19 protein-coding genes are annotated in these 23,920 nt (G+C 61.1%); 7 read left to right on the top strand and 12 right to left on the bottom strand.

Features of this window, described 5'->3' with window-relative positions; all coding sequences use genetic code 11:
- Positions 1-47 precede the first annotated feature (47 nt).
- Both AWB68_RS32890 and AWB68_RS51590 read right to left on the bottom strand, forming a co-directional pair.
- Positions 48-1,595, bottom strand: coding sequence for a DEAD/DEAH box helicase family protein (locus tag AWB68_RS32890; protein WP_235028615.1), 1,548 nt, complete (start codon positions 1,593-1,595; stop codon positions 48-50).
- Between the two features lie 547 nt (positions 1,596-2,142).
- Entirely contained in the window at positions 2,143-2,325 is a 183-nt protein-coding gene (locus AWB68_RS51590) for a ProQ/FINO family protein (RefSeq protein WP_087648480.1), read from the bottom strand.
- 1,447 nt (positions 2,326-3,772) lie between these two features.
- Between AWB68_RS51590 and AWB68_RS47105 the strand changes: the two genes are divergently transcribed.
- Positions 3,773-4,759, top strand: coding sequence for an Obg family GTPase (locus tag AWB68_RS47105; protein ID WP_125483115.1), 987 nt, complete (start codon positions 3,773-3,775; stop codon positions 4,757-4,759).
- Positions 4,740-5,261, top strand: a complete 522-nt coding sequence (locus AWB68_RS32870; RefSeq protein WP_087648478.1) for a peptidoglycan-binding domain-containing protein — start codon at positions 4,740-4,742, stop codon at positions 5,259-5,261. The genes AWB68_RS47105 and AWB68_RS32870 overlap by 20 nt, the downstream gene beginning before the upstream one ends.
- 488 nt (positions 5,262-5,749) lie before the next feature.
- Here the strand turns inward: AWB68_RS32870 and AWB68_RS47100 are convergent, their stop codons facing one another.
- From AWB68_RS47100 to AWB68_RS32830, 7 genes are all read right to left on the bottom strand, one after another.
- The gene (locus tag AWB68_RS47100) at positions 5,750-7,186 is read right to left on the bottom strand and encodes an alpha/beta fold hydrolase (RefSeq protein ID WP_160110109.1); all 1,437 of its coding nucleotides are present in this window, start codon (positions 7,184-7,186) and stop codon (positions 5,750-5,752) included.
- Positions 7,187-7,746: 560 nt separating this feature from the next.
- On the bottom strand, positions 7,747-8,184 hold the full coding sequence (locus AWB68_RS32860) for a hypothetical protein (protein ID WP_125483113.1): 438 nt from the start codon (positions 8,182-8,184) through the stop codon (positions 7,747-7,749).
- Positions 8,185-8,925: 741 nt separating this feature from the next.
- A complete protein-coding gene (locus tag AWB68_RS32855) occupies positions 8,926-11,607 on the bottom strand; it encodes a VapE domain-containing protein (RefSeq protein ID WP_087648475.1) in 2,682 nt (893 codons plus the stop codon).
- Positions 11,608-12,068: 461 nt separating this feature from the next.
- Entirely contained in the window at positions 12,069-12,446 is a 378-nt protein-coding gene (locus AWB68_RS32845) for a helix-turn-helix transcriptional regulator (RefSeq protein ID WP_087648473.1), read from the bottom strand.
- 79 nt (positions 12,447-12,525) lie between these two features.
- Positions 12,526-13,011 (bottom strand): hypothetical protein, encoded by a 486-nt coding sequence (locus AWB68_RS32840; RefSeq protein ID WP_125483112.1) that lies wholly within the window; start codon positions 13,009-13,011, stop codon positions 12,526-12,528.
- Between the two features lie 124 nt (positions 13,012-13,135).
- On the bottom strand, positions 13,136-14,302 hold the full coding sequence (locus AWB68_RS32835) for a site-specific integrase (RefSeq protein WP_087648471.1): 1,167 nt from the start codon (positions 14,300-14,302) through the stop codon (positions 13,136-13,138).
- A 473-nt stretch (positions 14,303-14,775) separates the two neighbouring features.
- Positions 14,776-15,042: a hypothetical protein gene (locus AWB68_RS32830; protein ID WP_087648470.1), complete on the bottom strand. Its 267-nt coding sequence runs from the start codon at positions 15,040-15,042 to the stop codon at positions 14,776-14,778.
- A 272-nt stretch (positions 15,043-15,314) separates the two neighbouring features.
- Here AWB68_RS32830 and AWB68_RS32825 point away from each other — a divergent pair, with 272 nt between their 5' ends.
- Positions 15,315-16,409 carry a GGDEF domain-containing protein gene (locus AWB68_RS32825; protein ID WP_087648469.1) on the top strand — a complete coding sequence of 365 codons (1,095 nt, stop codon included), beginning with the start codon at positions 15,315-15,317 and terminating at the stop codon, positions 16,407-16,409.
- Between the two features lie 8 nt (positions 16,410-16,417).
- On the opposite strand, the gene AWB68_RS32820 is transcribed toward AWB68_RS32825, so the two are convergent.
- From AWB68_RS32820 to flhF, 3 genes are read right to left on the bottom strand one after another with little or no spacing between them, the layout of a single operon-like run.
- Complete coding sequence (locus AWB68_RS32820) at positions 16,418-17,149, bottom strand: RNA polymerase sigma factor FliA (protein WP_087648468.1); 732 nt, start codon at positions 17,147-17,149, stop codon at positions 16,418-16,420.
- A 28-nt stretch (positions 17,150-17,177) separates the two neighbouring features.
- Positions 17,178-18,095, bottom strand: coding sequence for a MinD/ParA family ATP-binding protein (locus AWB68_RS32815; protein ID WP_087648467.1), 918 nt, complete (start codon positions 18,093-18,095; stop codon positions 17,178-17,180).
- Entirely contained in the window at positions 18,088-19,893 is a 1,806-nt protein-coding gene (gene flhF, locus AWB68_RS32810) for a flagellar biosynthesis GTPase FlhF (RefSeq protein ID WP_087648466.1), read from the bottom strand. Before flhF ends, AWB68_RS32815 begins: the two co-directional genes overlap by 8 nt.
- Before the next feature lie 438 nt (positions 19,894-20,331).
- On the opposite strand from flhF, the gene AWB68_RS32805 reads away from it, so the two are divergent.
- The 4 genes from AWB68_RS32805 to AWB68_RS32790 all read left to right on the top strand — a co-directional run bounded on the left by AWB68_RS32805 (position 20,332) and on the right by AWB68_RS32790 (position 23,807).
- Positions 20,332-22,026: a thiamine pyrophosphate-binding protein gene (locus AWB68_RS32805; RefSeq protein ID WP_087648465.1), complete on the top strand. Its 1,695-nt coding sequence runs from the start codon at positions 20,332-20,334 to the stop codon at positions 22,024-22,026.
- A 90-nt stretch (positions 22,027-22,116) separates the two neighbouring features.
- Positions 22,117-22,380 carry a PepSY domain-containing protein gene (locus tag AWB68_RS32800; RefSeq protein ID WP_087648464.1) on the top strand — a complete coding sequence of 88 codons (264 nt, stop codon included), beginning with the start codon at positions 22,117-22,119 and terminating at the stop codon, positions 22,378-22,380.
- Positions 22,381-22,398: 18 nt separating this feature from the next.
- Positions 22,399-22,941 (top strand): cytochrome b/b6 domain-containing protein, encoded by a 543-nt coding sequence (locus AWB68_RS32795; protein WP_087648463.1) that lies wholly within the window; start codon positions 22,399-22,401, stop codon positions 22,939-22,941.
- Positions 22,942-23,018: 77 nt separating this feature from the next.
- Positions 23,019-23,807: a MipA/OmpV family protein gene (locus AWB68_RS32790; RefSeq protein WP_087648462.1), complete on the top strand. Its 789-nt coding sequence runs from the start codon at positions 23,019-23,021 to the stop codon at positions 23,805-23,807.
- Positions 23,808-23,920 lie beyond the last annotated feature (113 nt).

Genomic DNA, 23,920 nt, shown 5'->3' with positions numbered 1-23,920 from the left:
CCGAAAGCGGTCGCGATGCCGGACGCCGCAGCGTCCCCGCTGTCAGCTCAAAACTCGTCTACCGCGCAGACTCCTAGGACAGACTTGGGGTCTTCATCACTCTTGTAGGTAAGCTTTTTGCAGAAGGCATTACCCTCGCCAAATTCTTCGCGGGCGGTCTGAATGATGTCGTCGGCGTGGCTGTCGCTCTTGGCGAAAATGAGGGTCTTGGGCACTTCTTCGCGGCCGGGGAATATTTCGGGCAGCTTGTCGCGGAAAGTGCGGATGACGGTGCGAATCTGGTCCGGGTTGACGATATTGCGGTCGAGCTGGGTGGCGGAGTAAGCCTCGTCTTCATCCTGCTGTTCCCAGCGCTTCTTGCGGGTGAGCTTTTCCCGCCGCTCGACCTGCTGCTGTGCTTTGATTTCGCTGCCGGCTTTGGTGATCTGCGTTTCGATGACGTAGATTTCATTGCCGACATTGACGCCATCGGCCACGGCTTTTTCGTGACTGTAATCGCTGACGACGTTTTTCTTGAAGAAGCCGTAGGTCCGGTTGTCAGGCGTGGCGGTAAGACCGATCAGGCTGGCGTCGAAGTAGTCGATGACCTGTTGCCAGAGGTTGTAGATCGAGCGGTGGCATTCATCGATATAGATGAAGTCGAAGAACTCCGGAAGGATGTTGGCGTTATAGACGACGGGCATCGGCGCCTTGGGCTGAACGAGTTCGGCCGGATTGATTTCTTCGGTGGCTTCGTCGAGCTCAGTTCCCTTTAGGATGGAGTACAGGCGCTGGATGGTACTGATGCATACTTGGCTATCTTTGGCGATGTACGAGGATTTGAGCCGCTGGACGTTGTAGAGCTCAGTGAATTTGCGGTTATCGTCAAGCGGAACGTAGGACATCATTTCCTGCTCGGCCTGCTCGCCAAGGTTCTTGGTGTCGACGAGAAAGAGGATGCGTTTTCCCTCGGCGTACTTGAGCAGGCGATAGATGGAGGTGATGGCGGTGTAGGTCTTGCCGGCACCAGTGGCCATCTGGATCAGCGCGCGAGGTCGGTCTGCCTTGAAAGATTCCTCCAGGTTGGTGATGGCAATCTCTTGGCAGTCGCGCAGGTGCAGTTCCTTGGCGGGCAAGTGGTTCGGATTCAGAGCGGGGATGGTCTGCAAGCGCCGGCGCAGGCTGGCGCCTTGGGATAACCATTCCTTTACGGTTTCCGGGCGATGGAAGTTGAACACCTCGCGGGAGCGGGGCTTGGGGTCACGGCCATCGGTGAAACGGGTGATGATGCCGGTGCTCTCGTAGAGAAAGGGCAAGGGCTCCTTGTTGTTCACCCACTTTAGCTTGGCAGCAGCGTAACCTTCGGTCTGCTGTTCGACTTCGGTGATTTTGTGGCCAAGGTCTTCCTTCTTTGCCTCGATAACTCCGACTGCCTTTTTGTCGACCAATAAGACATAATCCGCCGGACCGACATCCGTTTGGTATTCCCTTACAGCGATGCCGAGCCCCGCGCCGAAGTCAATCTTCTTCGCTGATTGAACGACCCAACCTGCTTGCTTAAGCAGCGCGTCGATATTGTCTCGGGCTTTTTGTTCTGGGTTCTGGTTCTCTGTCATACGCGAGGTCGCTCGTGGCCCTAGTTGGCGTCATGCGAATGATAAGGGAAGTAGCGTGGGTAGGCGAAATGCATTGGCTACGCCTCTTCGTGAGTCGGCGCCACCCCGTAACGACTGTAACTTTGAGCTGCCCAAACTCGACTTCTGGCGTAATCGCACGCCCCGGTCGACAAGCGAACTTCATTCCCTTCTAAGCCGGTAACGAACTGACAAAACGCGCCCAGGATGGGCAGGAGCGCCCCCAGTCCTGTTCCCAAATCTTCCCGATCAACCGGCAATTGAGGAACCTCAACGGCCCACGGCATCCGTATAATTAACTGGGCGCCCTTGAGGCGACCCATCTGCCAACTTTCAGCAAGTATAGCCGGGTGACCGGACCTACCTCGTTACCTGCCTTTGGACTGCTGACAACGCGACCGGCGGTAGTGGGTCGATCAGCGACATTAGACAGCCAGTCCCGGCAGCCACTCGGCCAGTTCGCCAATCTCGTACGCGAGGCGCGGCCCGCGCAGCGTTTCCCAGAGCGGATGAGCCACTCCAAAGACTGTTAGCCCGCTTCGGCCGGCTTTCTTTTGGCCTGGCGCTTCCTGAGTGTGGCGGCAGCGGCTGCCAGGTGTTCGGCTGATACCGGCTCGGTTGGCTTGCCATCCAAGCCGATGCGCAACCCGCCAGCAGCTAAAGCGGCAATGTAGTCGGCGGAGTTAACCCACAGCGTAAGCGCATGGCGCATCGGGACCGCAAGTGACCGCCAACGTCCCCGCACGCCTCGCCTCGGTTAGCTGCTTCGCAATACCCAGCGCCAGGGGGACAGGATGAGTAAAAAGCGTCGGATAGCTTTCTCGCAAAACCGCCAGCGCAGCAGCACCTTTTGCCGCGTTGCGGCGGTGACGGTCGACGGGACTGAGCGCGGTCTGCCGCTTGGGCGTCGGCGTCGGTGCTGGCGGTATTGGCGATATTGGTGCTGCAGGTGCCGGTGCCGGTTCTGGGGCAGCTTCGGCAATTGGGCGGCGTCTTTTCAACGTGAGCGTCGGGCGGGATGTCGTTTGCATGGGTTCGAATTCAGGGTCTTTTCATGTCTTCGATCCGGTCCGCTGTAGTTCAGCCAGCGTTTCGCAGTCGAATTGGCATCGTTACGATATCGAAAAAGTGAATTTTCAGCAGGAAGGAAGGCCGTTACATCGACCTCATCGCAATGCCGCTGCCGCGCTTCTGGCCGGGGGGCTTCCGGCGAGTTGCGGCCAGTGGCGTTGCGGACCGGCTCGGTGGCGTTCCGAGCGGGTATAACCCAACGCTCGGGTTACACTGCGCTCATGCCGACAATCATTGGCAGCATCTCACGCTAGGCGACGTGGCAGCGCGAGCAAGTCATATCGACGTCGCGTGCTCGCGCTGCGAGCGCTATCAGCTGGCGCGACTGATAGCGGCCCTTGTCGCTGACTTCCGCATGACGGATCTCGGTCGGAACTGGCGAACCGTCCGCGAAGAACGGCGGCGGTACACGAGCGGTGCGACATCTATTTCCCAGGACTTAAATCGCTCATGGACGGCGACGGCGAGGCGGGTTGTCCTCCGGCAGAAGCGTAGCGATGAAGCGATCATCTGATGCGCCGCGAGCGCGCCTTGCCACTCGCGCAACGCTCGCGCCGATTGCAGACGACTGGCAAGATTCGGCCCAGGCTGTGTCAAAACGCACGCCGTTTCGGCTCAGCGAAAAAAGCGGCTTGTTAAATCGCTCTATATCGGCCTCGCGACACCTCGGGAGGGGTAAAGAGACCCCTCAAAACCCAGTGATCTTGAGTTCTGACACGGCCTCGGCCATGAGCCGCCATCCGATCTTAGCGTTGCTCGACCGTTCTGACGTCCGAGTTGCATCAGACAACTATCATTTGTTGACCGGTGAAGGTGTCACTTGATCGGCAGGGCATTCGATGGTGCCGATTTACCTTCACGCTCAGAGGCGATGCTAAAAGTAGGGTCCGATCATTTGTAATTCGCAGGGCTCATCTGTTCGACACGGTCCCTTGACTGATAGAAGTTCCTTTTATTGCGCGATCACTCCTTGTCACCTTGAACCATTGCGAACGGTGGCTTATTTTTAACCTTGCAAGAACGCGATTACTTCCGAGTTATTAATTAACAACCGATTTTACTTTCACACCCGTACGGATAGAAGCGACATGCCGCTTGTTATAGGAAAATTTTGGCGTAGCGTGATTTTAGTGACCGTCGTGATTGTGGGCGCGATAGGGCTTGTTTGGGCTGCTTTTATTGGGGTTCCTGAAGTGTATGCAGCGCACAATACGCAACCAATGAGTGATGCGTCAAAATTATTTTCCGGGACCCTATTAAGTGCTGCAGGTTTTCTTTTTGTCATGCTGTTCGATCCATTGAAAGTTCGCCTCGGGGAGGCGGTGAAGGACGTGGTGGGCATCGTTGCATTGCCCGCATGTAGAGTGTTTATATATGGACATAATCAAACAGGGAAGACAACCTTGATTAGACGGCTTGTGGCTCTGCGACAGGATGGAAATGAGCCATCAACCAAAATATTCAGCGTCTACGAAATGATAGCGCCGCTGAATCTTGAATCTAATCGCACAATAAGAATGCTGATTGCGGATTATCGAGGAGAAAGCAATGAGGAGGTGCTTGTCGATCCTCCTGCATTTTTTGCGTACCCTGGACACCGGCATATAAATGTGTTGATTTTTATGGTCGACATGCTCAAAGAAAAGCCTGTGCGCCCAGACGGCATGGATCTTAACGACTATACAAACAAAGTTTTGAGTGCGATTGAGAACCGAATCGAGGATGAGATGGAGAGGTATATAACCCCGTACGAGATAAAGAAGGCATTTAAGGTATGTGGTTTTTCAGATAAGCTATGCGCCGTTAGATTTGTCATTAATAAGATTGATACCTTGCGCGAGTTGCAAAGTGTGCTGCAAATAAATGATATAGATGCTTTTGCGCATGATAAATTCGATCGTTTAATAAATGAGGTTAGAAACCAGTGCGAAAAGCTAAAAATACAAGACAAATTTGCCGTAAAATTGATCAGCGCCCGAACACGAGAAGGCGTAGATGAGTTGATAACGGAGGTAATGGACCTTTATCAGAGATATAGACGAATTGAGGATAACCATGCCCGACAAAGATCATAGGAACATTGATTACGAAATTCGCGAACAAAAATCGCCAATGGCTACACTTAGCCCAAGGCTGCGAGCGGCGTTCATGGTAGCGCTGGCCATGGTTATAGTTTCGGCATTGGGGTTGGTATTTTCGCACTCGCAACCTAATGGCGAAGTTATCATGCAAGTTCGTGACTTGGCGTCGAAATTGGAGAAAACCAACCAGGAAATCCAGTCGTTGAACCAAACCACTAACACTCTGAAGACGGATTTGTCGGGGTTAGAAAAGCGACTTGACGCCGCAAGTGCAAACACTCAAAAAAGCAACGGCCGTGAAGAGACATGCGCGGTCATGACCACCGAGATGTTACAGCGGAAGCTAAATACCCTTGGCTACTTCGTCGGCGCAACGGATGGAGTGATGGGTAAAAGAACGATCTCAGCCCTAAGCAAATTTCAAGCGGATCATCATTTACCGGTAACACGCATTGCAGACAGCGCCACGATCTGCGCTCTTGCGTACGAAAAATAAACTTCCGTCGGTCGGGCCAGGCGATCTGAGATTACGCAACCGTTACTTGGCGGACTGTACATAAGAGGCGTCGTCGGCCTCGAAAGAGGGTTCGCGATCCCCGGTCAGATTCGTGACATACGCCAAGTCCACTGCGATCCCGATCACGGGCGTCCATCTTACCCCGTGTTCCAGCCTTATCAAAAATCCACTCATCGGCGCCGACCCACTCGCATATGTCGCAGTCCCCAGGGAAACAAGGTCGAACTCCGGTGACCAGCCTGCAATTTTCTCGCAACGAACGTCCGCTTTACTTTGCGAAGAGCCGCAGATGCGTCAACGCGCCGGGAGTCCCTTTTGGGTCGACTTCTGCCCTACGCGGACCGATCGACGGTGGAGCACTCCGCCGATTCAACGTCGGACCGGCGGATTCGGCCATCTACGGCCCATCATCGATGGGATAACGTCGCCGCTCGGACGTCTCACTTACCTCGACAACGGACACCTGATTAGCAAACAAGCTTAGCCGTAGTTTTCGGCTTCCCTACCGATGGCTGCGGACAGTTAGCGTCCCCATTGGCACCATCGATCTGCGAGCGGATCCACTTTGCAGTCCAGTGAGCCGTTACTGGCGCGTTATAGATGCCGTGCCGGAAGCTCAGCACTGAATCCCCAATGAGATTTTTGCTAAAAAAGAGACCATCGAATTCTCGGTCGCTCGGACCCGCCTCCACCTGAAGGTCAATCGAACCGCTCAGGAGGGCCAACTCCACTCCAAACATCGACGAACCAACGACGGTCAAGCTTCGGGAGATAATTATGGCTGGGATCGCAACCACCCACAGACCTATATAGATCGCCATACTAGCCATAAAAGGAAGCCAAGCGGCGAAGAGCAAGACCGTGCTTCCATGACCTTGACCTATCGAATGTGCGGCCAGAACGGCGTAGCCATCCTCCACCGCATCTTTCGCTCCGAAGAAAATAGCGAAGACGACCACTGCCCAAGTTACCGTCAGAACGCGATTGTGAATGGGAAGGTGAAGCAGGCGCTTTCCGATATTCGCGAATCCTCTAAAACTAACTTGTTGAAGCCAATTGATGATCTGCCCGATCATCAAGGAAGCATGAGCTTCGTCGCCGCTTGCTCGTATAACCAGGCACGGTGTTGTGCTTGGTGGTTTAGTAAGCGTTGAAACCCATTTACTTCGCCAGTCTCGGAGGCGACGCAACTGCGCAGACCTGTCGAGTATGTAGAAGACAGGCATTAGCAAAAAACCCGTTAGAAGCAACGAGACCACGAACTCGTCGGCGAAATCGGTCGGCGACAAGAATTTAAACCACGACAGCGTGCCCAACCCGGCTAGTCGTGCGAGTGCAAGGTGTAGCACCGGCCGTATCAAGAACGCCCCTAAAACTAGAATCAAAAATGCCAGGCCACGGCCAGCGTATTCGAATATTCTTTTCTCTTGACTGCTCTGGACCTTTTTTGATGCCGATATAAAAGGGGTTGCTAGCGCCACAATGCCGGAGACGTCAGCCCCTAGTTCTGTGGAGGCATAGTGTGCGACATTTCCCCCGTGACTGTGGGCGACAACAAAAATTTGTCGGGTTCCATTTTTACGTTCGGCGTTTATTTCTTCAGCCAACTTCGTGGCGGCTTTGCCGCGCGCATGAATCCCGTTGTATCCAGTCCACCGAAACCCCCTAATGCGAGTACCAGCCGGTAATTGCTTGGACAGCCTCCGTCGAAAAGCCGCGTGTTCGCCGACACGGCAGTTGTTGCTTCCAGTCAGGCCCTGATCTCCTGGGCAATCACTCCAGATTAATTCATTTTCGGGCGGGAAATTTTTACCAAAGAAATGTGAAACAACAGACTTCCGACGACCGAATGCCCACGTACCGTGCACGAGAAAAACGACGGCCGCCGGTTCGATATCACGCATCGCATCCTCCGCGACCGATGTTGACTTGTCCATTTCGCACCTTTGACGGTGGTAGCTTGAACCACGCAGACAACGTGGCGGTCCGGCAGTACGGTGTCATTCACCTTAGGCTTGATATATGCAAACAGCAACCGGGCTGTGTTGCGGCTTGCCGAAGCAGCTTTGCTGGTTTCGTAAGCGCGAACTACGTTCCGCAATTTTTCTATGCCGCCGCAAGGCGCGAAACCTGAAAGCCGATCACCGACCAGTCTGTGTCGAAATCGACATCATTGACCACGATGATTCCACTACATCCGCGTGTTTCGTCGTTTAACACTAAAAGGCGGGACGATGATGGTTGTACCTTGAATACTGCGTCGAGAGGGCGTTGGAGCTAATGGTTGTAGAGGTCTTGAAGCGGTCGCTGCAGAGCCTGCAACCCGAGCGACTGTTCGGGGTCGGTTAGAGCCGGTCTGCCCGTTTCACGCCGCGCGTTAAATTGGGCCTGAAATCCGAAAGCGCTGGATAGTGACGTAAAGTCAGTCATACCGCCCGAAGTCGCTTGCGCTTGCCGCGTCCGTTCAGTCAGGTTCGACCGGCGGGTACCACCAGTTTCGAAAGCCGCCCTCGCGGTCGCGCCAGTCACGTTTCCGTCGCCAGCCCGCCGCACGCAGCGCGTCGGCGAGCGCAGTATTGTGCGGGGACGTGCCGATGTCCAGTCCGTGCAGCGCCGCACGGATGTCGGAGAATGCACGCGGCAGGCTGCGCTGCTCCGGCGGCAGCGCCGACCACCAGCGTTCAAGCTGCACGGCCACCGTATCGGCGCGCAGGCGGGCGCGTTCGAGACTGCGCAGCGCGACCTTCAGGCGGTGTGCGGCAAGCCGCTGGCGGCGCAACTGCTCCGCCTGACTGCGGACCTCCAGTTCACGCGCCGCCGCCTCTGACCGTTCACGTTCCCGCTGTTCCGCAGCGGCGGTCTGCGCATCCATCTGCTGTATCCAGTCTCTGATGTAGCTCATTTCAATCCCCGTCGTCAGGTGCGGTCCCGGACACAGTCTCCAGCAACCGGATTCCGGGTGAGCCGTCACACCAATGTCCAGTTGTGGTGGATGTGGCACAGATCGAGCATAGGCCACAAATCATGCGTGCGTGCGGCAGACGATCCGCGACCCGGCGCACGGGGTTTACACGGTGTCAAAAACTACACACGCTCGGCCAGCCCCATCGAAGAGGGTGTAAACAAGAGATGCGGGGGGTGTTAACGAAGGGCGACACGCTGTAAAACCACCGGCCAAGATAATTGTCGTCGTCTACACCCCTCTGCGCACTTTTGAAAAGGTGTCTTCCCGAAAATCAAACACCTACGATCACAGGCGATGTAGCAACTACATGCGAAGACCCAGAAGGCCGTAGACCCACCATTTCTCTAATATTCCCGTGCACGCGCGCGCATGTGTGTATGCGTACATGCTCGATCCTCCTCCCTCCTTCTGTCTTCTCTGTGTGTTTATAAGAGAATATGGCTCTTCTGGGTCTTCGAAACGATAGAAGCCAAGCCGAACAAGGTACACAGCGAAGACCCACAAGACTTACAGTGGGTCTTCACGGGTCTTCTGCCCGCTGCGTGCGTTATCCTGTAAGGCTCACGGCGAAAGACCCCATGATCTGGGGAGGTACGGCGCTGAATCGCCGTGAGCCTTTTGTGCCAAGACGTTGCACACACGTCTCTTTCCTTAGAAGGGGTTCGCGCCTGCGTGGCGCTAAGCCGCGTGGCTCGCCTCGTCGTCGAGCACCCAGACATTGCGCCCCTTCTCTTGAACTGTTTTACGGCCTGCCTTGCGCATCACCGCGCCGATGTCGCGTTGTTCCTGCCACGTCGCCCTGTCGTAAGTGCGTCCGGTCACGGCGGCGTACACCTCGGCTGATTTCAGGCGCGGTACGGCGCTGTTGAACTCGACGTGTTCGAGCATCATTTCGTAGAACGGCGAGCGCTCAACCCGCTTCTCGGCTTCCTGTTTCGCGCGTCTGAGCGTTTCGGCTTCTTCGGCGGTGAGCCAGTGTGGCATGCCCTGCTTGTAGAGTACCACCGCCTCGGCCCAAAGCTGGTCACGCATCGCCCTGACACTCTCGACGTTGCAACGCCCCACCGAGAGCGGCAAAAAGCGCCGGTTGCCGGTCGTGTCTTTCAGGTACTTCCCGTTCGCGTCGGGGTTGGTGGTGCCCACCGTCACGCACATGCGCGGGTAGTCGCGCACGCTGCGCGCGTAGGCAGCGCGGTATCGGTCGGACTGCTGTGACAGGAAGTGCTTCACGCGGTTGATATGGGCGGTGCCGAAGCCGCTCAGTTCACTGAATTCCACGATCCACACACCGCGCATCAGTTCTCCTATGTCGCGACCGCTGCCTCGCGAGAGGTCCGGCGCGGCGTCACTGAAGTAGGTGTCGCCTACCAGCACCCGGAACAGAGTGGACTTGTACGCGCCCTGATCGCCTTCGAGAATCGGCATGATGTCGTGCTTCACACCGGGCCGCATGATACGGGCCACCGCGCCAACAAAGAACACTCGCGCCACCGCGCAGGTGTACACGTTGTCCTCGGCTTCGCAGCAATCAACGAAGAACCGAGCGAGGCGTGGCACGCCGTCCCACGCGAGTGAATTGAGGTAGTCGCGCACTGGGTTGTACTTCAGGTGCACAGCGGCGGCACTGACGGCTGTGCGGATCTCCGTGAGACTCGCGTACCGCTTGAACGCTTCTTCGAAGTAAATCTGGCAGCGCGCGTCGTCCGCATCCTCCCACAGCACGTCGCTCGCGTAGCGCGGGCCGATGGCACGCCACGGCGGCGGGCGCTGCAATTCGATGTTGCCGCTCATTTCGTTCGCGCGCACCAGATCCGCGAGGGGCGAAGCGGCAACCGTGACAGTCTTGCCGCTCGGCGAAACGAACAGGTCGAACAGCTCCTTGGCCGTCATCTGCACGAGGCCGTTTTTCTTGCGTCCCTTGCCTCCGCCTATCGCTGAGCCGCCGCCCTGCGGTGGATGCGTGGTGCCGCTGCCGCCACTGTCTCCGCGTGGTATGTCCTCACCAATCCCGGCAGCCGCTCCTGAGCAGTTCTGCGCGGTTCCGTTCGCGCGCCCGTCCGCGTAGCCGTTAGCACCCGGGTGTGCAGTCGCTTCCGCTTTCGGTTCGGCCTGCGGCTCCGAATCCGGGAACCCTGCCTGCCGCATCGCGTCGCTCCAGTTCCAGCCGCGCTGCTGCGCGTGCCACACCAGCGTGCCGATGGTGACGCCCTTGCCGGGTTCGCCGGTATTCCAGACGTGTTTCAACGCTGCTTCGTGGAAGCCCGCGTGCAACTTTTCGTCGCTGCCCAGCACTCCCGGCTTGCCGTCCGGTCCCGTGCGCGTAGCCGCGCGGCTGATCGCTTCGGACCACTTCCGCACGAGCTTGTAGCCCGTCTCACCCCAGCCGAGCGACAACACCGCCCAAACAATTCGCATCCACGCGGCTCGCGTGGCGAACTCGCGCGGGTCGAGCCCGACGAGCATCAACCACACGAGGCGCAGGTTCTCGTGACTTAATGTCCAGTCGTGCTCATTATTGAGCGCAAGGTTCTCGACATTCATGCTCTCGAACGCGGCGCACGGCTTGCCCGGAATCGGCTTGGATTCGTGACCATTCGCGCGGCGAGCCGGACGTGCGCCGCCGTGTATATCGAGATACTGCGTAAACACTGCTGCAAGCGCACCGGCCGTGTAACGTGTAAACGTTACCGCGCCGTTCCAGTAGCGCACCTGCTTCGGGTTCGCCGGGTTTTTGCGGTTGAACGTGTTGATCGGGCGCAGGATGCGCGCCGCGTCGGTCGTGACCTGTGCATCGACGTGCAACTGCGCCGTCGCGCACACCTCTCCGAGCTGGTCGGCCAGCAGTTGCCATTCACCGCGCGTGATCGGCGCGTCGAGCAGCAGGTAGACGTGCAGGCCGTTGCCGGAATCGACGATCAGCGGCGTGAGGCCGAGCGCCTGCATGAGCGCGGTGAGCGCAGCCAATCCCGCTTGCTGGTCGGGGTACGCCTTCGTCTTGCCGGTTTCGTGGTCGATGCCGCAGTCGATGTCGAGCCGCAACGCTTGCAGGCGTGCAACGCTCGTGGCCTTGCGGTTGGGTGCGTCCGCGATGAACCCTGCCGTCGAGAAATAAACCGACAACCCGGCGCGGTCCTGCGCGAACAGGTAGTCGGCAAGCTCTTCGCGGGAGTTCAAGCGCCGCGCCCTCTGTGGTTGCCGCTCGCCGCTCACAAGCGGCTTGAACGCCTGCGCGTAATAGCACGGCGCAGCAGGTAGCACGACACGCAGAAACTCAACGAGCGCCGCGTGCTCGGGGTTCGGGGGTGGATCGTGCCGTGGCGGCACGGATGCACCTGTATCGACTTGCGTGTAATCGGCCATTGCTACGATTAGCCTGTTGTAACGAAAGGCCCGCTGCTGTCGCGGGCCTTGTCTTAGATGGGGGCGCGTCACGCAGCTTTCTCGGCCCAGCGATGCACGTGCAATTCAACGATCATGGGTCGGTCAGGCACGCAGCGCGCGTACGGTGCCGCCTACCTCGATGTGTTGACCGGCACGCGGGGGCGATTCATCTCAAGGGAACTGCGCGGCGACCCTGCCGATGAATGCGCCATTGGCCCGAATGTGCGCGCAGTAATACGGCCCCGGTGTTCCGGCTGTCTTTTCGATGCGCAGCAAACACCGCGTTTCGAACGGCTGCGAGCGTTGCGCACGCGGTGCCAGTGCGGCTGGCTGTGCAGGTTCGAGCGTGCGGCCTGGTACAAGTGATCGCGCCGGTGCGTTCGTTGTGCCGACCCGGCGTTTGAGGGTGAGCGTGCCCTGAATGCGTGTGGTCGGCGTGCTCATGCAACTGCCCCTGCGTTAGCAGCCAGCACGGCGGCGCGTGCCTTGGTGGTAGGCGGCGTTTTCGGTTGCGCTGGCGCACTTTGTTCGGTCTGTTCGGACGTACTATGGGCGAGCTTCGAAACTTCGCGCTCGCGCATCCACTGCGCAATGTCGGAGCCACGCCACGCGACGGCGCGCTTACCGATCTTGATCGGGTCAGGGAATGCGCCCTGCTTGCGCATGAGATGTCGCGCGGTGTCTGACGTGCAGGTAACCGCCCCGACATCGTCCTCGCGCAGCAAGACGAACGGACTGTCGAGTCGCGCGATCAGGTCGAGCCATGCGACTATGTCGGACGATGTGACATTCTCAAAAAGGCTAATCGAGCGTGGCATGTAAGACTCCGTGAGGTATTCGTGCGGGACTGTACGGAGCCACAGTACCGACAAAGAGCGCGACAACCCAAAGGCAATGTCAAACTTTTCGCATGCGTGAATACCAGCGCTCGACACTGCGCCTGCCCAGGGTTCGTCCGGTGTCAGGGTCGAGCCGCCGCACCCCGGACAGCCTGCCCGCCTCGATGGCGGTAAGCACCCGCGTTGCGGCGTTGCTGACGGACACCTTTGGATGCGCGGCGAGGATTTGCGCGACTGCCTGCGCGACCATGAGCCGCTCGTCGTCGGTCCATTTTGACCGTGAAGCGCCGCCCTTCTTTGCGTTCTCTCTAAGCCGGGCGTGCGTTTTTTCCAAACCGGGTGAGGTGAAATCGCGCAGTTTCGTGAGCAGCGAGAATTGTTCCCCTGCGTTCACCAGTCCGGCTGCGAGGTCGTGTTGGATTGCGGCGTCTAGTGCCGCGACGAACTTAGCGCCTGCCGGTGTTGCGAGGGGGGGCAGCCGGCCTTGCTCGTGTAGGCAATCCAGCACGCGCCACCAAGCCAGCCAGCGCTGCGGTTCGTCCACGCCGACAATCGTGCACAGCCAATCCAGCAGGCGGGGTACGGGCGGGAGAATCGCGTACCACGCCCGAGGCAGTGAGACTTTCGGCGCACGTGACGGCATCGCTACCCCCGCGTGTGTCGCCCGGTCACTTCGCTCTCACCAGCGCCGGCACACTGTCGAGCAACGCACGCACGCGCGCGCCGTCGGCGTGTTCGTAATGCTTCTGGATCATGCCGACGGACGTGCCCGCCAACCGCGCTACAAGCACGCTGTCGATGCCGCTTGCCACCAAGCCGGTAATGCTCGCATGGCGCAAGCTATATAGCACGGTTTCGGCAGGGAGCGCGGCCGCCAAGACGGCTGCGCGAAACGGCTTTTTCCACGCGTGGCGCGTCCAAGCCACGCCGTGCGCCTGCGTGAATATGTAGGCGTTCGCGAGCTTGTCCGTGCTCTGCGCCGTGAGAAACGCAACTGCCGCAGTCGATAACGGCACGACGCGAAAACCTGTTTTGCCGCTGATAGCGAGCGTGCCCTGCTGCCGGTCGAAATCGCGCACGCGCAGCGCTGAAAGTTCGCCGGGGCGTGAAGGAATGTGTGCCATTGCTTCGACCAGCGCGCGCAGGTCAGCGGGCAGGTGTTCGAGCAGCGCGCCGATTTGTTCGGCTGTGAGCACGCCCTCGCGCCGCCGTCCGACGTTCTCGAACTTGCCGACGGTCGCCCAGCCCGCGTCACTTGCCACTAGCCGGTCGCGTAAGGCGAGGTTCAGCGCTGCTTTCAATGCCGCGAGATTGCGGTTTGCCGAGTCGCGCGCACGACGCACCCCGGTCGCATCCTGCGTCGCGCCCTGCGCGGCTTTCACCTGCGCTTGCAGCCATGCGCGAACCTGCGTCGTACGCAATTTGTCGAGCGCGGCCGAGCCGATGGGAGCATCGTCAATCAGTCTGCGAAATCGCCCTTCGGCGTCCGCTGCGCTCGCCGCGCCCTTGTGCAGCCGCAGGTGTGCAACGTACGTCGCGCATGCTTCCTTCACGGTGGCAGGCTTCGCGCTCGCGCCGTGCTCGACATTGCGCGCCCACTGCTCGGCCGCCGCCTTTGCGCCGTCGTAGTCGTCGAACGCGCCGAGTGCGCGGTATTCCTGCTTTCCGTGCTCGTTGCGCCGACGCGCGATCCACGTTCCCGCGCCGCCACGCGCCGCTACCCGAAAGCCCAGGAATAACCCCGCTTCGATGCGCGCCCAATAGGGTTCGCGGCGGGCTTCGAGCGCGGCGCGCCCGGTCTTTGATGTCAGGTTGTGTTTAGGCTTTGTGCTCATGCTGACCCCCTACGGAAAACGTACGGAAATCCTACACGAAATCACATGAAACCGGACGAAATCTAAAACAACATCAATTCAACGAGTTATGGAATTTTCTGACCTGCACGAAACTGCTTAAAACCTGGAATCCCGCCCTCCGAAGGCAGGGGTTGCTGGTTCGATCCCAGCCGGGCGCACCAAGAAATGAATTGCTATCGAGGGCTTACGGTTTATCCGTCAAGCCCTTTTTGTTTTCATGCGGAAACCTGGCGGTTCAAAACCAGACGCAAGCCGGCGGGATTGTAAAACCGCCTTTGAGGCGGGTTTCCTTTTCAGTCAAAGCAACGTCCGACCTTCCCCGGTGACGGCGAACCAATCGGCGCCAAGCCGACTTGCTTGGCGCGTAGCGCTTCGTGCGGCGACCAGGTCACGATCATCGGGCGCCCACGACAGTTCACCTTTTTGCTGAAAGCGGAGCGGCAGCGACACCATCAATATCGCGGCCGCACGTGGCCGGATTCGCCGGTGTATGGGTTCGTGTTGCCTTGGGACGAGTAGTTGTTGTACATCGTGTTGTCGGGCGCGCTGCGGTGATACGGCTCGACATAGGCGCCGTTGCTGCGCGTGTAGCCGCCGACCTGTTGATCGTTTCCGTACCCGCCGCTGTATCCGTGCTGCTGCGACGGTTGACCGTCGTAATACTGCGCGAACGCGGGTGCCGCGACGAAGCAAGCCGCCAATAACAGGATCTTTTTCATCGTTTCTCTCAGGGACCAAGGATGCGCCGAAAATGCCGGGCGCCCCTGTCTTACGGCCGCTTGCGGACGAACCTTAGGCCAATAAGCCCTACGCCCTCCGTCGCTCCGCCGCATCTCACCCCATTCCGTCCAACAAGACACAACAAGCCACGCCAACCACAGCGCCGCCTCAAAAAAATGCAAAATATCGCCTCGTCCGGACGGTTGCGGGGGCGCGCATCGAACGACGGAAAAAAGCCAAAAGACCAAGCCCAACAGCAAGGGGATTCACAATGGAGCAGGCGCACGAACCCGCACGCCGACCTTATGCGTTCGCATGGTCTCCGCACCGAAATCCCGAAAAGGAACAGGCGACGCTGCGCGTCTGGATGGGCGCGCTCGTGCTCCTCGCGTACCTCGTGTTCGCGTGGCTCCATCCGTCGCATGACAGCGAGCTGCTTGCCGGCTTCATCGCGCTCTACGTTGCTTACGGCGCGCTGAGCCTGATCGCCGTGCGGACGATGGCCGGTCCGTCGCGCGTCCGGCTCGTGATCACGACCATCGCGGACCAGACGTTCGTCGCAAGCGGTCTCGCGATCGGCGGATCGATGGGCCTGCCGCTCCTGTGGGTCGTCTTCTGGTTCCTGATCGGATCGGGCTGCCGCTACGGCAAGGCGACGCTCGCCGTCTCCTGCGCCACGGCGCTCGCGGCCATCGCGGCGCTCGCGACATGGCAACCGTGGTGGGAAGCCAACCGCCCGGCGGCGCTCGGCATCGCGCTCTCGGTGCTCGGGGCGTCGGTGTATCTGAGCGTGCTGGTCGACCGGCTCGGCAGCGCCAATCGCGTGCTCGCCCGTCAGGCATCGACCGATCCGCTCACCGGCCTCTCGAACCGCTACGCGCTGGAAAAGACCGTCGGCCGGACGATGACGGCGATCTCCGAAGGCGACGACGGTACGAGCGCGTTGCTCCTGATCGATCTCGACGGCTTCAAGGAAGTGAACGACACCTACGGCCACGCAACCGGCGACCTGCTGTTGCAGAACTTCGCCACGCTGCTGACGCGCCGCATGCGCAAGACGGACGCGGTCGCACGCCTGGGCGGCGACGAGTTCGTCGTCCTCGCGCGCCACGTGCCGGACCGGGCAGCCGTGCTGACCGTCGCGGAGGGCATCCACGCGATACTCGCCGCGATCACCTCGGTCGGGGACCGGCCGGTGAACGTGTCGGCGAGCATCGGCGCGTGCATGATTCACGGCGACGCGCAGAATCAGACCCGCGACATCGCCACGCTGATGCGCGCCGCCGACCGCGCGATGTACCGGGCGAAAACGCTAGGCCAGGGCCAGACCGTTTTCGCCGAGGGCGCGGACTTCGAAACGAGCTGACTGGCTACTTACGCTTCCACGCTCGACCACGCCTGTTCGCGCAGCTTCGCGCGCAGCCGTGCGACAGCCTGGCTGTGCAACTGGCAAACCCGCGATTCGCTCACTTCCATCACCGCGCCGATTTCGCGCAGGTTCAGGCCGCGTTCGTAGTACAGGCTCATCAGCAGCTTTTCGCGCTCGGGCAGCTTGTCGATGGCTTCGATCAGCGCTGAACGCAGGCTGTCGTCGAGCAGTGCCGAGAGCGGGTCCGAACGGTCGACGCAATAGCGGTCGAGGAACGGTTCGTCGTCGGCGGAGCGGTCGAAGTCTTCGTAATAGATGAGCTGGCTGCCGTGCAGGTCCTGCAGCATCGTCTGGAATTCGTCGAGCGGCATCTTCATGTGCTCGGCGATTTCGGTCTCGCTCGCCGACCGGCCGAGGCTTTGCTCGACCTTGTGCACCGCGGATTCCACTTCGCGCGACGTCTTGCGCATGCTGCGCGGCAGCCAGTCGTTCGCGCGCAGTTCGTCGAGCATCGCGCCGCGAATCCGCTGGCTCGCGTAGGTCTCGAACTGCGCGCCCTGATCTTCCTTGTAGCGGTTCGCGGCGTCCATCAGGCCGATCATGCCGGCCTGGATCAGGTCGTCGAGATCGACGCTCGCCGGCATCTTGGCGACGAGTTGAAGTCCGAGCCTGCGCACGAGCGGCGCGTAGCGCGTCAGCACTTCGGATTGCGAGAGCTTGCCCTGGGCGTTGTACATCGTGTTCCCCTTTCTTCTATCTCATCGACTACATCGACGCCGAACTGCTCAACTCGCGAGCAACCGGTGCCTCGGCGCGGCGTGCGGCGGTCGATCCGCCGTTCGCGCCCGTCATGGCTGTTTTGACTGCTGCTGTACCCGCCGCCCCGGCGCGCGAACATTGCGCGGGCCGCATCGGCCAGTGCAGGAGTCCGGCGGCGATCTGGCGGTAGTCGCGTGCGGCCGGCGTCGCGGGAAACGCGTCGACGGCACAGCGCGCGAGGTCCCGGGCCCGCGCGACGCGCGCATCCTCCGCGACGTACCCCGCGTGCACGAGCGACACGGCCAGATACCGGCTCGCGACCCCCGACAGGTTGTCGAACGCCACGGCCGCATCGGCCGCGTTCTGCACGTGATTCAGCAGCACGCGAAACTGTCCGATGGCATGCGCGTAGTGCAACCGCTTCATGCAGGCGTAAGCCTCGGTGATCGCCGCCGCCGCGACGCGCGTGACGATCAGGAAGTCGTTCGCCTGCGCCGCGAGCGACGACAGCGCGCCGTGGCGATCGAGTTGGGTATCGATCAGCACGATGTCGGCGGGGCCGTCGAGCAGTGCGCGGCACTGCGCCGCGTCGTGGCTGATGCGTTCGTCGCGCGGGGCGGCGAGCAGCGAAAAACCGAGCGGCGTACGCGTCACGGCGTCCTGCAGCAGGCGTCTGCCCGAGATCACCGAGGCCAGCGCGCCGGTATCGTGAAGGCCGAGCATCCCGCTGATCGAACCGGCGTTGCGGCGCTCGTCGATGACGAGCACGTCCTTGCCGTGAATCGACAGCGCGGCGCCGAGATTCGCCACCGCCGACGTGCAGCCGATGCCCGAAGGCCCGCCCGTCACCGCGACCACGCGCGATCCCGCGCGTGTCAGAAGCCGTCTCAGGCCTTCTGCCTGATCGAGCACGAACTTATCCAAAATGAACCTCATGCAGTTCGGTGGACGAGCGCGCCGAAAGCGCGGACAGCAAGGCCGGCACTTCGTCGTCCTGCGGTACGAAAGGCGAGCCGTCGCGCGGAATGCAGAACGCGCTCTTGATCAGGAACCGCTTGGTGGCGACGTACAGGTTTTCCGGCACCTTCTGTCCGGTCGATACGTAGTGCACCGGCAGCTTGTAGCGAATCACGGTGTCGAGCACGCCGCCGAGGTTGGTGGCTTCGTCGAGCTTCGTCAGGATGCAGCCCGCGAGCGGCGGCTGGTCCGCCGTGCTCTGGTATGCCTGCACGACTTCGTTCAGCGTGTCGCCGTGGCTCGTCGCGTTGAGCAGCAAGAGGCGCTGGACCGGCTGGCCCGCGCGGCAAAGCATCGCGATCTGGTCGGCGACCATGCGGTCGCGCTGGCTCATGCCGATCGTGTCGATCAGCACGATGTGTTTGTTGCGCAGCTCGGAGAGCGCGAGTTGCAGGTCGGCGCCGTCCTTCACCGCATGCACCGAAACGCCGAGGATCTTGCCGAAAATGCGCAGTTGTTCGTGAGCGCCGATCCGGTAGCTGTCGGTCGTCAGGAGCGCGACCTTGCTCGCGCCGAAGCGCATCACGCAGCGCGCGGCGAGTTTCGCGGTGGTCGTCGTCTTGCCGACGCCGGTCGGGCCCATCAGTGCGAACACGCCGCCGCGTTCCATCAGCGCTTCTTCGCTGTCCATGACCGGCAGGTTCACTTCCAGCACTTGCTGTACCCATTCCAGCGCGGCTTCGACGTGCTCCATCTCCGGCATGTTGTCGATGACCATGCGCACCAGTTGTGCCGAGAAACCGGCGGCGAACAGACGCTTGGTCAGCGCGCCGTTGGTCGGGCTGCGGCGCTGGCGGTCGCCCCACAGGAGGCCGGCGAAGTGTTCTTCCATCATGTCGCGCATCGACGACAGTTCGTTCATCACCGTGTCGTTGACGACCTGCTCCATGCGGGCGCGGATCGCTTCGGTGACGGCGGCGGCCGCGCTCGCGGGCAGGCCGGCGAAACCGCCTTCCTGGGTCACGGGCGATGCGGGTGCGTGCTGCTGCGGTGCGGCTTGCGGCATCTGCACCGGGACGATCTTCTGTGCAGCGCGGCGCGCGGCGATCTGCGCGGCTTCGCGTGCCCAATCGGGTGTTTCGATCTTCGGTTGCGGCCAATGCGGTGCCTGCGACCCTTGCGGGGCGTGCTGCGATGCCTGCGGATGGGCGGCTTCGGCGTGGTCAGGTTTCTTGACCGGGTTCGGCGGGACCGGCGTGCCGAGACCCTTTGCGATCGCGGAGGCGGGCGTCAGGGTGCGATTCGCGGGCGCCGGCGTAGCCGCCTGCTGGGCGACACGGCGCGCATGTTCAATGAGCCACGGGTTCGACTCGGCCATCGTGCGCGGCGCTTCGTCAGCGGGAATGCGGCGCTTCGGCGCGGGTTCGGGTTTAGCGTCGGCGTGGCTTTCGTCGTCAGCACCGGGGTTCGCGCCGAACACCGACGAGAAAACGTCGCCGCTCGCGTAGGGATTCGCCGCGTTCGTGCTCAAGTTCGCGTTCGCGTTCAAATTCGCGCTGGCCTTCGCTGCCGCTGCCTGCTTCGCGGCGCCCTCTTCGGCTGAAGGAGAAATCTTCGCCAGATCGCTGTCGGCGACGCCGACGATCTCGACCGTGCCGTCTTCGAGCGTACGGTTCGACAGAACGACTGCATCGGGGCCCAGGGCTTCGCGGACGAGGCGCAGCGCGTCCCGGCTTGTGGCGCCGACGAATTTACGAATATTCAAGCTTGCCCCCGATGAGGTTTGACGACTTTGATCTTTGCGTAGGAGCCACGGCGGTCGATCCCGCAGCCCGTTATCCAGTGAAGCCATTATTCCGAATGTCGCCGGGTGACTATCTGGCGATAAGGGGTGAGAAAGAGGGGTAATTCGGGTGATGGGTGAAGAGGGGCGTTCGGTTGGCGCCGGGAGACCGGGGCTGCGGGGGCCATGCGGCAATGCGACTGCGCACCGCGCATTTCTCAGGCGCCGCTCCATCGGGAAACTTTCGCCGCTCACATCAATGTCCCGCCGCGCGGGCGAGCATGGCGTCGGCGAACGTGCCTTCCCCACCGCCCCATCAGGATTTGCGCCTCTGGCTGAAGGGCCGCCCGACGGCGTAAGCTGTCGGCTCTCGTTCTCGCGCTCGTCCTTGGCGCGAACCCTTCACGGAGATTTCACCGCATGGCGTCCGCTGTCGCTTCTTCCGATTCCCCGCAAACCACCGGCGCGCGCCTCGTCGTCGATGCGCTCGTCACGCACGGCGTCGAACGCGTCTTTTGCGTGCCCGGCGAAAGCTTTCTCGCCGTCCTCGATTCGCTCCACGACGAAACCGCCCAGATCCAGACCATCGTCTGCCGCCACGAAGCCGGCGCCGCCAACATGGCCGAGGCGGTCGGCAAGCTGACCGGCCGCCCGGGCATCGCGATCGTCACGCGCGGGCCCGGTGCGACACACGCGTCGATCGGCGTGCACACCGCCTTCCAGGACTCGACGCCGATGATCCTGCTGATCGGCCAGTGCGCGCGCGAGCACATGGACCGCGAGGCGTTCCAGGAAATCGACTATCGCCGGATGTTCGGGCAGATGGCGAAGTGGGTCGCCCAAATCGACGACCCGCGCCGCGTCCCCGAATACATGAGCCATGCGTTTCACGTCGCGACGTCCGGGCGGCCCGGCCCGGTGGTGCTCGCGCTGCCCGAGGACATGCTGAGCGAGGCCTGCGCGGCCGTGCCGGGCGCGCCGCGTTACCAGCGCGTCGCGGCGGCGCCCGCGCCCGGGCAGATCGAGCGGCTTCAGGCGATGCTCTCGGCGGCTCAAAGGCCGTTCGTCATCGCGGGCGGGAGCGGCTGGACCGAAGCCGCGACGCAGGATTTCGCGCGCTTCGTCGAGCAATGGCAATTGCCGGTCGGCTGCGCGTTCCGCTTCCAGGACACGCTGAACAACGAGCATCCGAACTACGCCGGCGATGTCGGACTCGGCATCAATCCGGCGCTCGCCGCGCGCATCCGCGAGGCCGATCTGCTCCTCGTGATCGGCCCGCGCCTCGGCGAATCGACGACCGGCGGCTACACGCTCCTCGACATCCCGAAGACGAAGCAGACGCTGATCCACATCCATCAGGGCGCGGAGGAACTTGGCCGCGTCTATTCGGCCGATCTGCCGATTGTCTCGGGCATGCCGGAAATCGCGTCGGCGCTCGCAGCGCTCGCGCCGCCGTCGACGATCCCCTGGTCGGGCGCGGCCGATGCCGCGCACGCCGCCTACGTCGAATGGCGCAAGCCGAAGCCCATGCTCGGGGACGTGCAGCTCGGCGAGATCATGCGCCAGTTGAGCGAGCGCCTGCCCGCCGATTCCATCATCACGAACGGCGCGGGCAATTACGCGACGTGGCTGCATCGGCACTACGCGTATCGGCATTTCCGCTCGCAGGTCGCGCCGACGAGCGGCGCGATGGGCTACGGCGTGCCCGCCGCGATCGCGGCGAAGTCGCTGTATCCGGAGCGCACGGTGATCGCGTTCGCGGGCGACGGCTGCTTCATGATGTCGAGCCATGAAATCGCGACGGCCATGCAGTATCGGCTGGCGGTGATTTTCATCGTCGTGAACAACGCGCAGTACGGGACGATCCGCATGCATCAGGAGCGGCACTATCCGAATCGCGTGCATGGCACCGGGCTCACGAATCCCGACTTCCCCGCCTTCGCGCGTTCGTTCGGCGCGCATGGCGAGATCGTCGCGACGACCGCGGAGTTCATGCCCGCGTTCGAGCGCGCGGTGAGTTCGGGGCTGCCCGCGGTGATCGAGATCAGGATTCCGCAGGATCAGAGCACGCCGGGCGCGACGCTCGACCAGATTCGCGAGCAAGGCAAGAAGTAAGGCTTACCGCCAATTCTTTCGATCTGCTTGCGAGCGATTCTCATTCGAAGTAGAGTAGCCGCTCGACAAATCAGTAAGAAGGAGTGGCGGATGCTGAAATTCCTGGTGTTGGTGGCGGCGGTTGGCTTTTCGGGCGCGGCGTTTGCGAAGGCCGATTGCACCGCGCATCCCAAGAGCGAGTGGATCAAGGAATCGGATGCGCGCGCGCAACTCGAAGCGCAGGGCTACAAGATCAAGAAGTTCAAGGTCGATGACAACTGCTACGAGATCTACGGCCATAACAAGGACGGCAAGAAGGTCGAGATCTATTACGACACCAAGACGCTTGCCGTCGTGAAGTCCGAAATCGACTGAGCGCCGGCGTTCCCGACGATGCCCGCCCGCCGCGTGAAAACCTGGGACATCGGGGTGCGGCTCACGCACTGGACGGTTGCGGGCATCGTCGCCTGGAACCTGTTCGGTCCTACCGACCAGGTGCATCGGGTGCTCGGCTATGTCGCGGCTGGACTCGTCGGGTTTCGCGTCGTGTGGGGCTTCGTCGGCACGCAGTACGCGCGATTCGAGGCATGGTGGCCGACGCTCCCGCATCTCGTCGACTATCTTGGCTCGCTGGGCCGCGGCAGGCCGATGCATCATCTCTCGCATAATCCGCTCGGCGGACTGATGGCGATCGCGCTGTGGCTGCTGATTCTCGCGCTGGCGGCGAGCGGCTGGCTGATGCGCCTCGACGCGTTCTGGGGCGAGGACTGGCCGCACGATATCCATACGTACCTGTCCACCGCACTGGAAATCTGCGTGTGCGCGCATATCGTCGGGGCAATCGTGATGAGCGTCTGGACGCGCGACAACTTGATCCTCGCGATGCTCACCGGATTCAAGCGCAATCCCGGCGGCGATTCAGGCACCGATAGGTAACATTAGGTCATCCCTGCGATTTCGAGCGACCCCGTCGATATACTTCCCGCCGATTCGAGGTTCCCGGGAAAGTGGTCATGAAATTGTTCAAGCAGGTCCGCCATGCGGCCATTGCGCTCGCGTGCGGAACGCTGCTCATCAACGCGCACGCGGACGAGCAAGTCAACGGCGCGAATTCGAAGTGGAAAGTATCGATCGGCCCAGGCGTGATGGTGACGCCGAAGTACCCGGGCTCGAAGCAATACGAAGCGCTGCCGTTGCCGTCGCTCGACATTTCCTACGACGACCGTTTCTTCTCCCAGGGTCTCGACGTGCTCGGCGTGAATGCGCTCAAGAGCGACGCCTATCACGTCGGCGCGGCATTGAACTTCGACTTCGTGTCACGCAAGGAATCCGCCGACCCGCGTTTGCATGGTCTCGGCAATGTCGATGCCGGTCCGAAGCTCAAGGTTTTCGCCGACTATTCGGTGTCGCTGCTGACGGGTTCTGTCGCGCTCTACCAGGACATCGGCGGAAACGGACAGGGCATGCAGATCACGACTGATCTGGCGGCGAATCTTCCCGTGACCGACCGCCTGCTCTTCTCGTTCGGCCCCGGCTTCACCTGGGCCAACTCGGTTTATGCCCGCACGTTGTTCGGCGTGTCGCCGCAGCAAAGCGCGGCGTCGGGCATGCAGGCTTACGACGCCCGTTCCGGCGTTCGCGATATCCACCTGAACGCCTACACCAGCTACGACTTCACGAAGCATTGGTCGGCGTCCCTGCTCGTGACGGCCGGATGGCTCCAGAACTTCGCGGCGAACAGTCCGATTACCGAACGCAGAATGGAATGGAACGGTATCGCGGCGGTCAACTACCGGTTCTAAGCCGCCGCGCATTGCAAAAAGGCCCCGTAAAAACGGTAATGCCGTTCAGTTAGTGCGACGTGAAAGTCGCGTAGAGGATTGTTCCATCTGGTTTCGGCCAGAAGAGGAACCGG

This window comes from Caballeronia choica (genome assembly GCF_001544535.1).
GTDB lineage: Bacteria > Pseudomonadota > Gammaproteobacteria > Burkholderiales > Burkholderiaceae > Caballeronia > Caballeronia choica.
The sequence above is the reverse complement of the archived record's forward strand: the minus strand, read 5'-3'. Positions and strand labels throughout refer to the sequence as shown.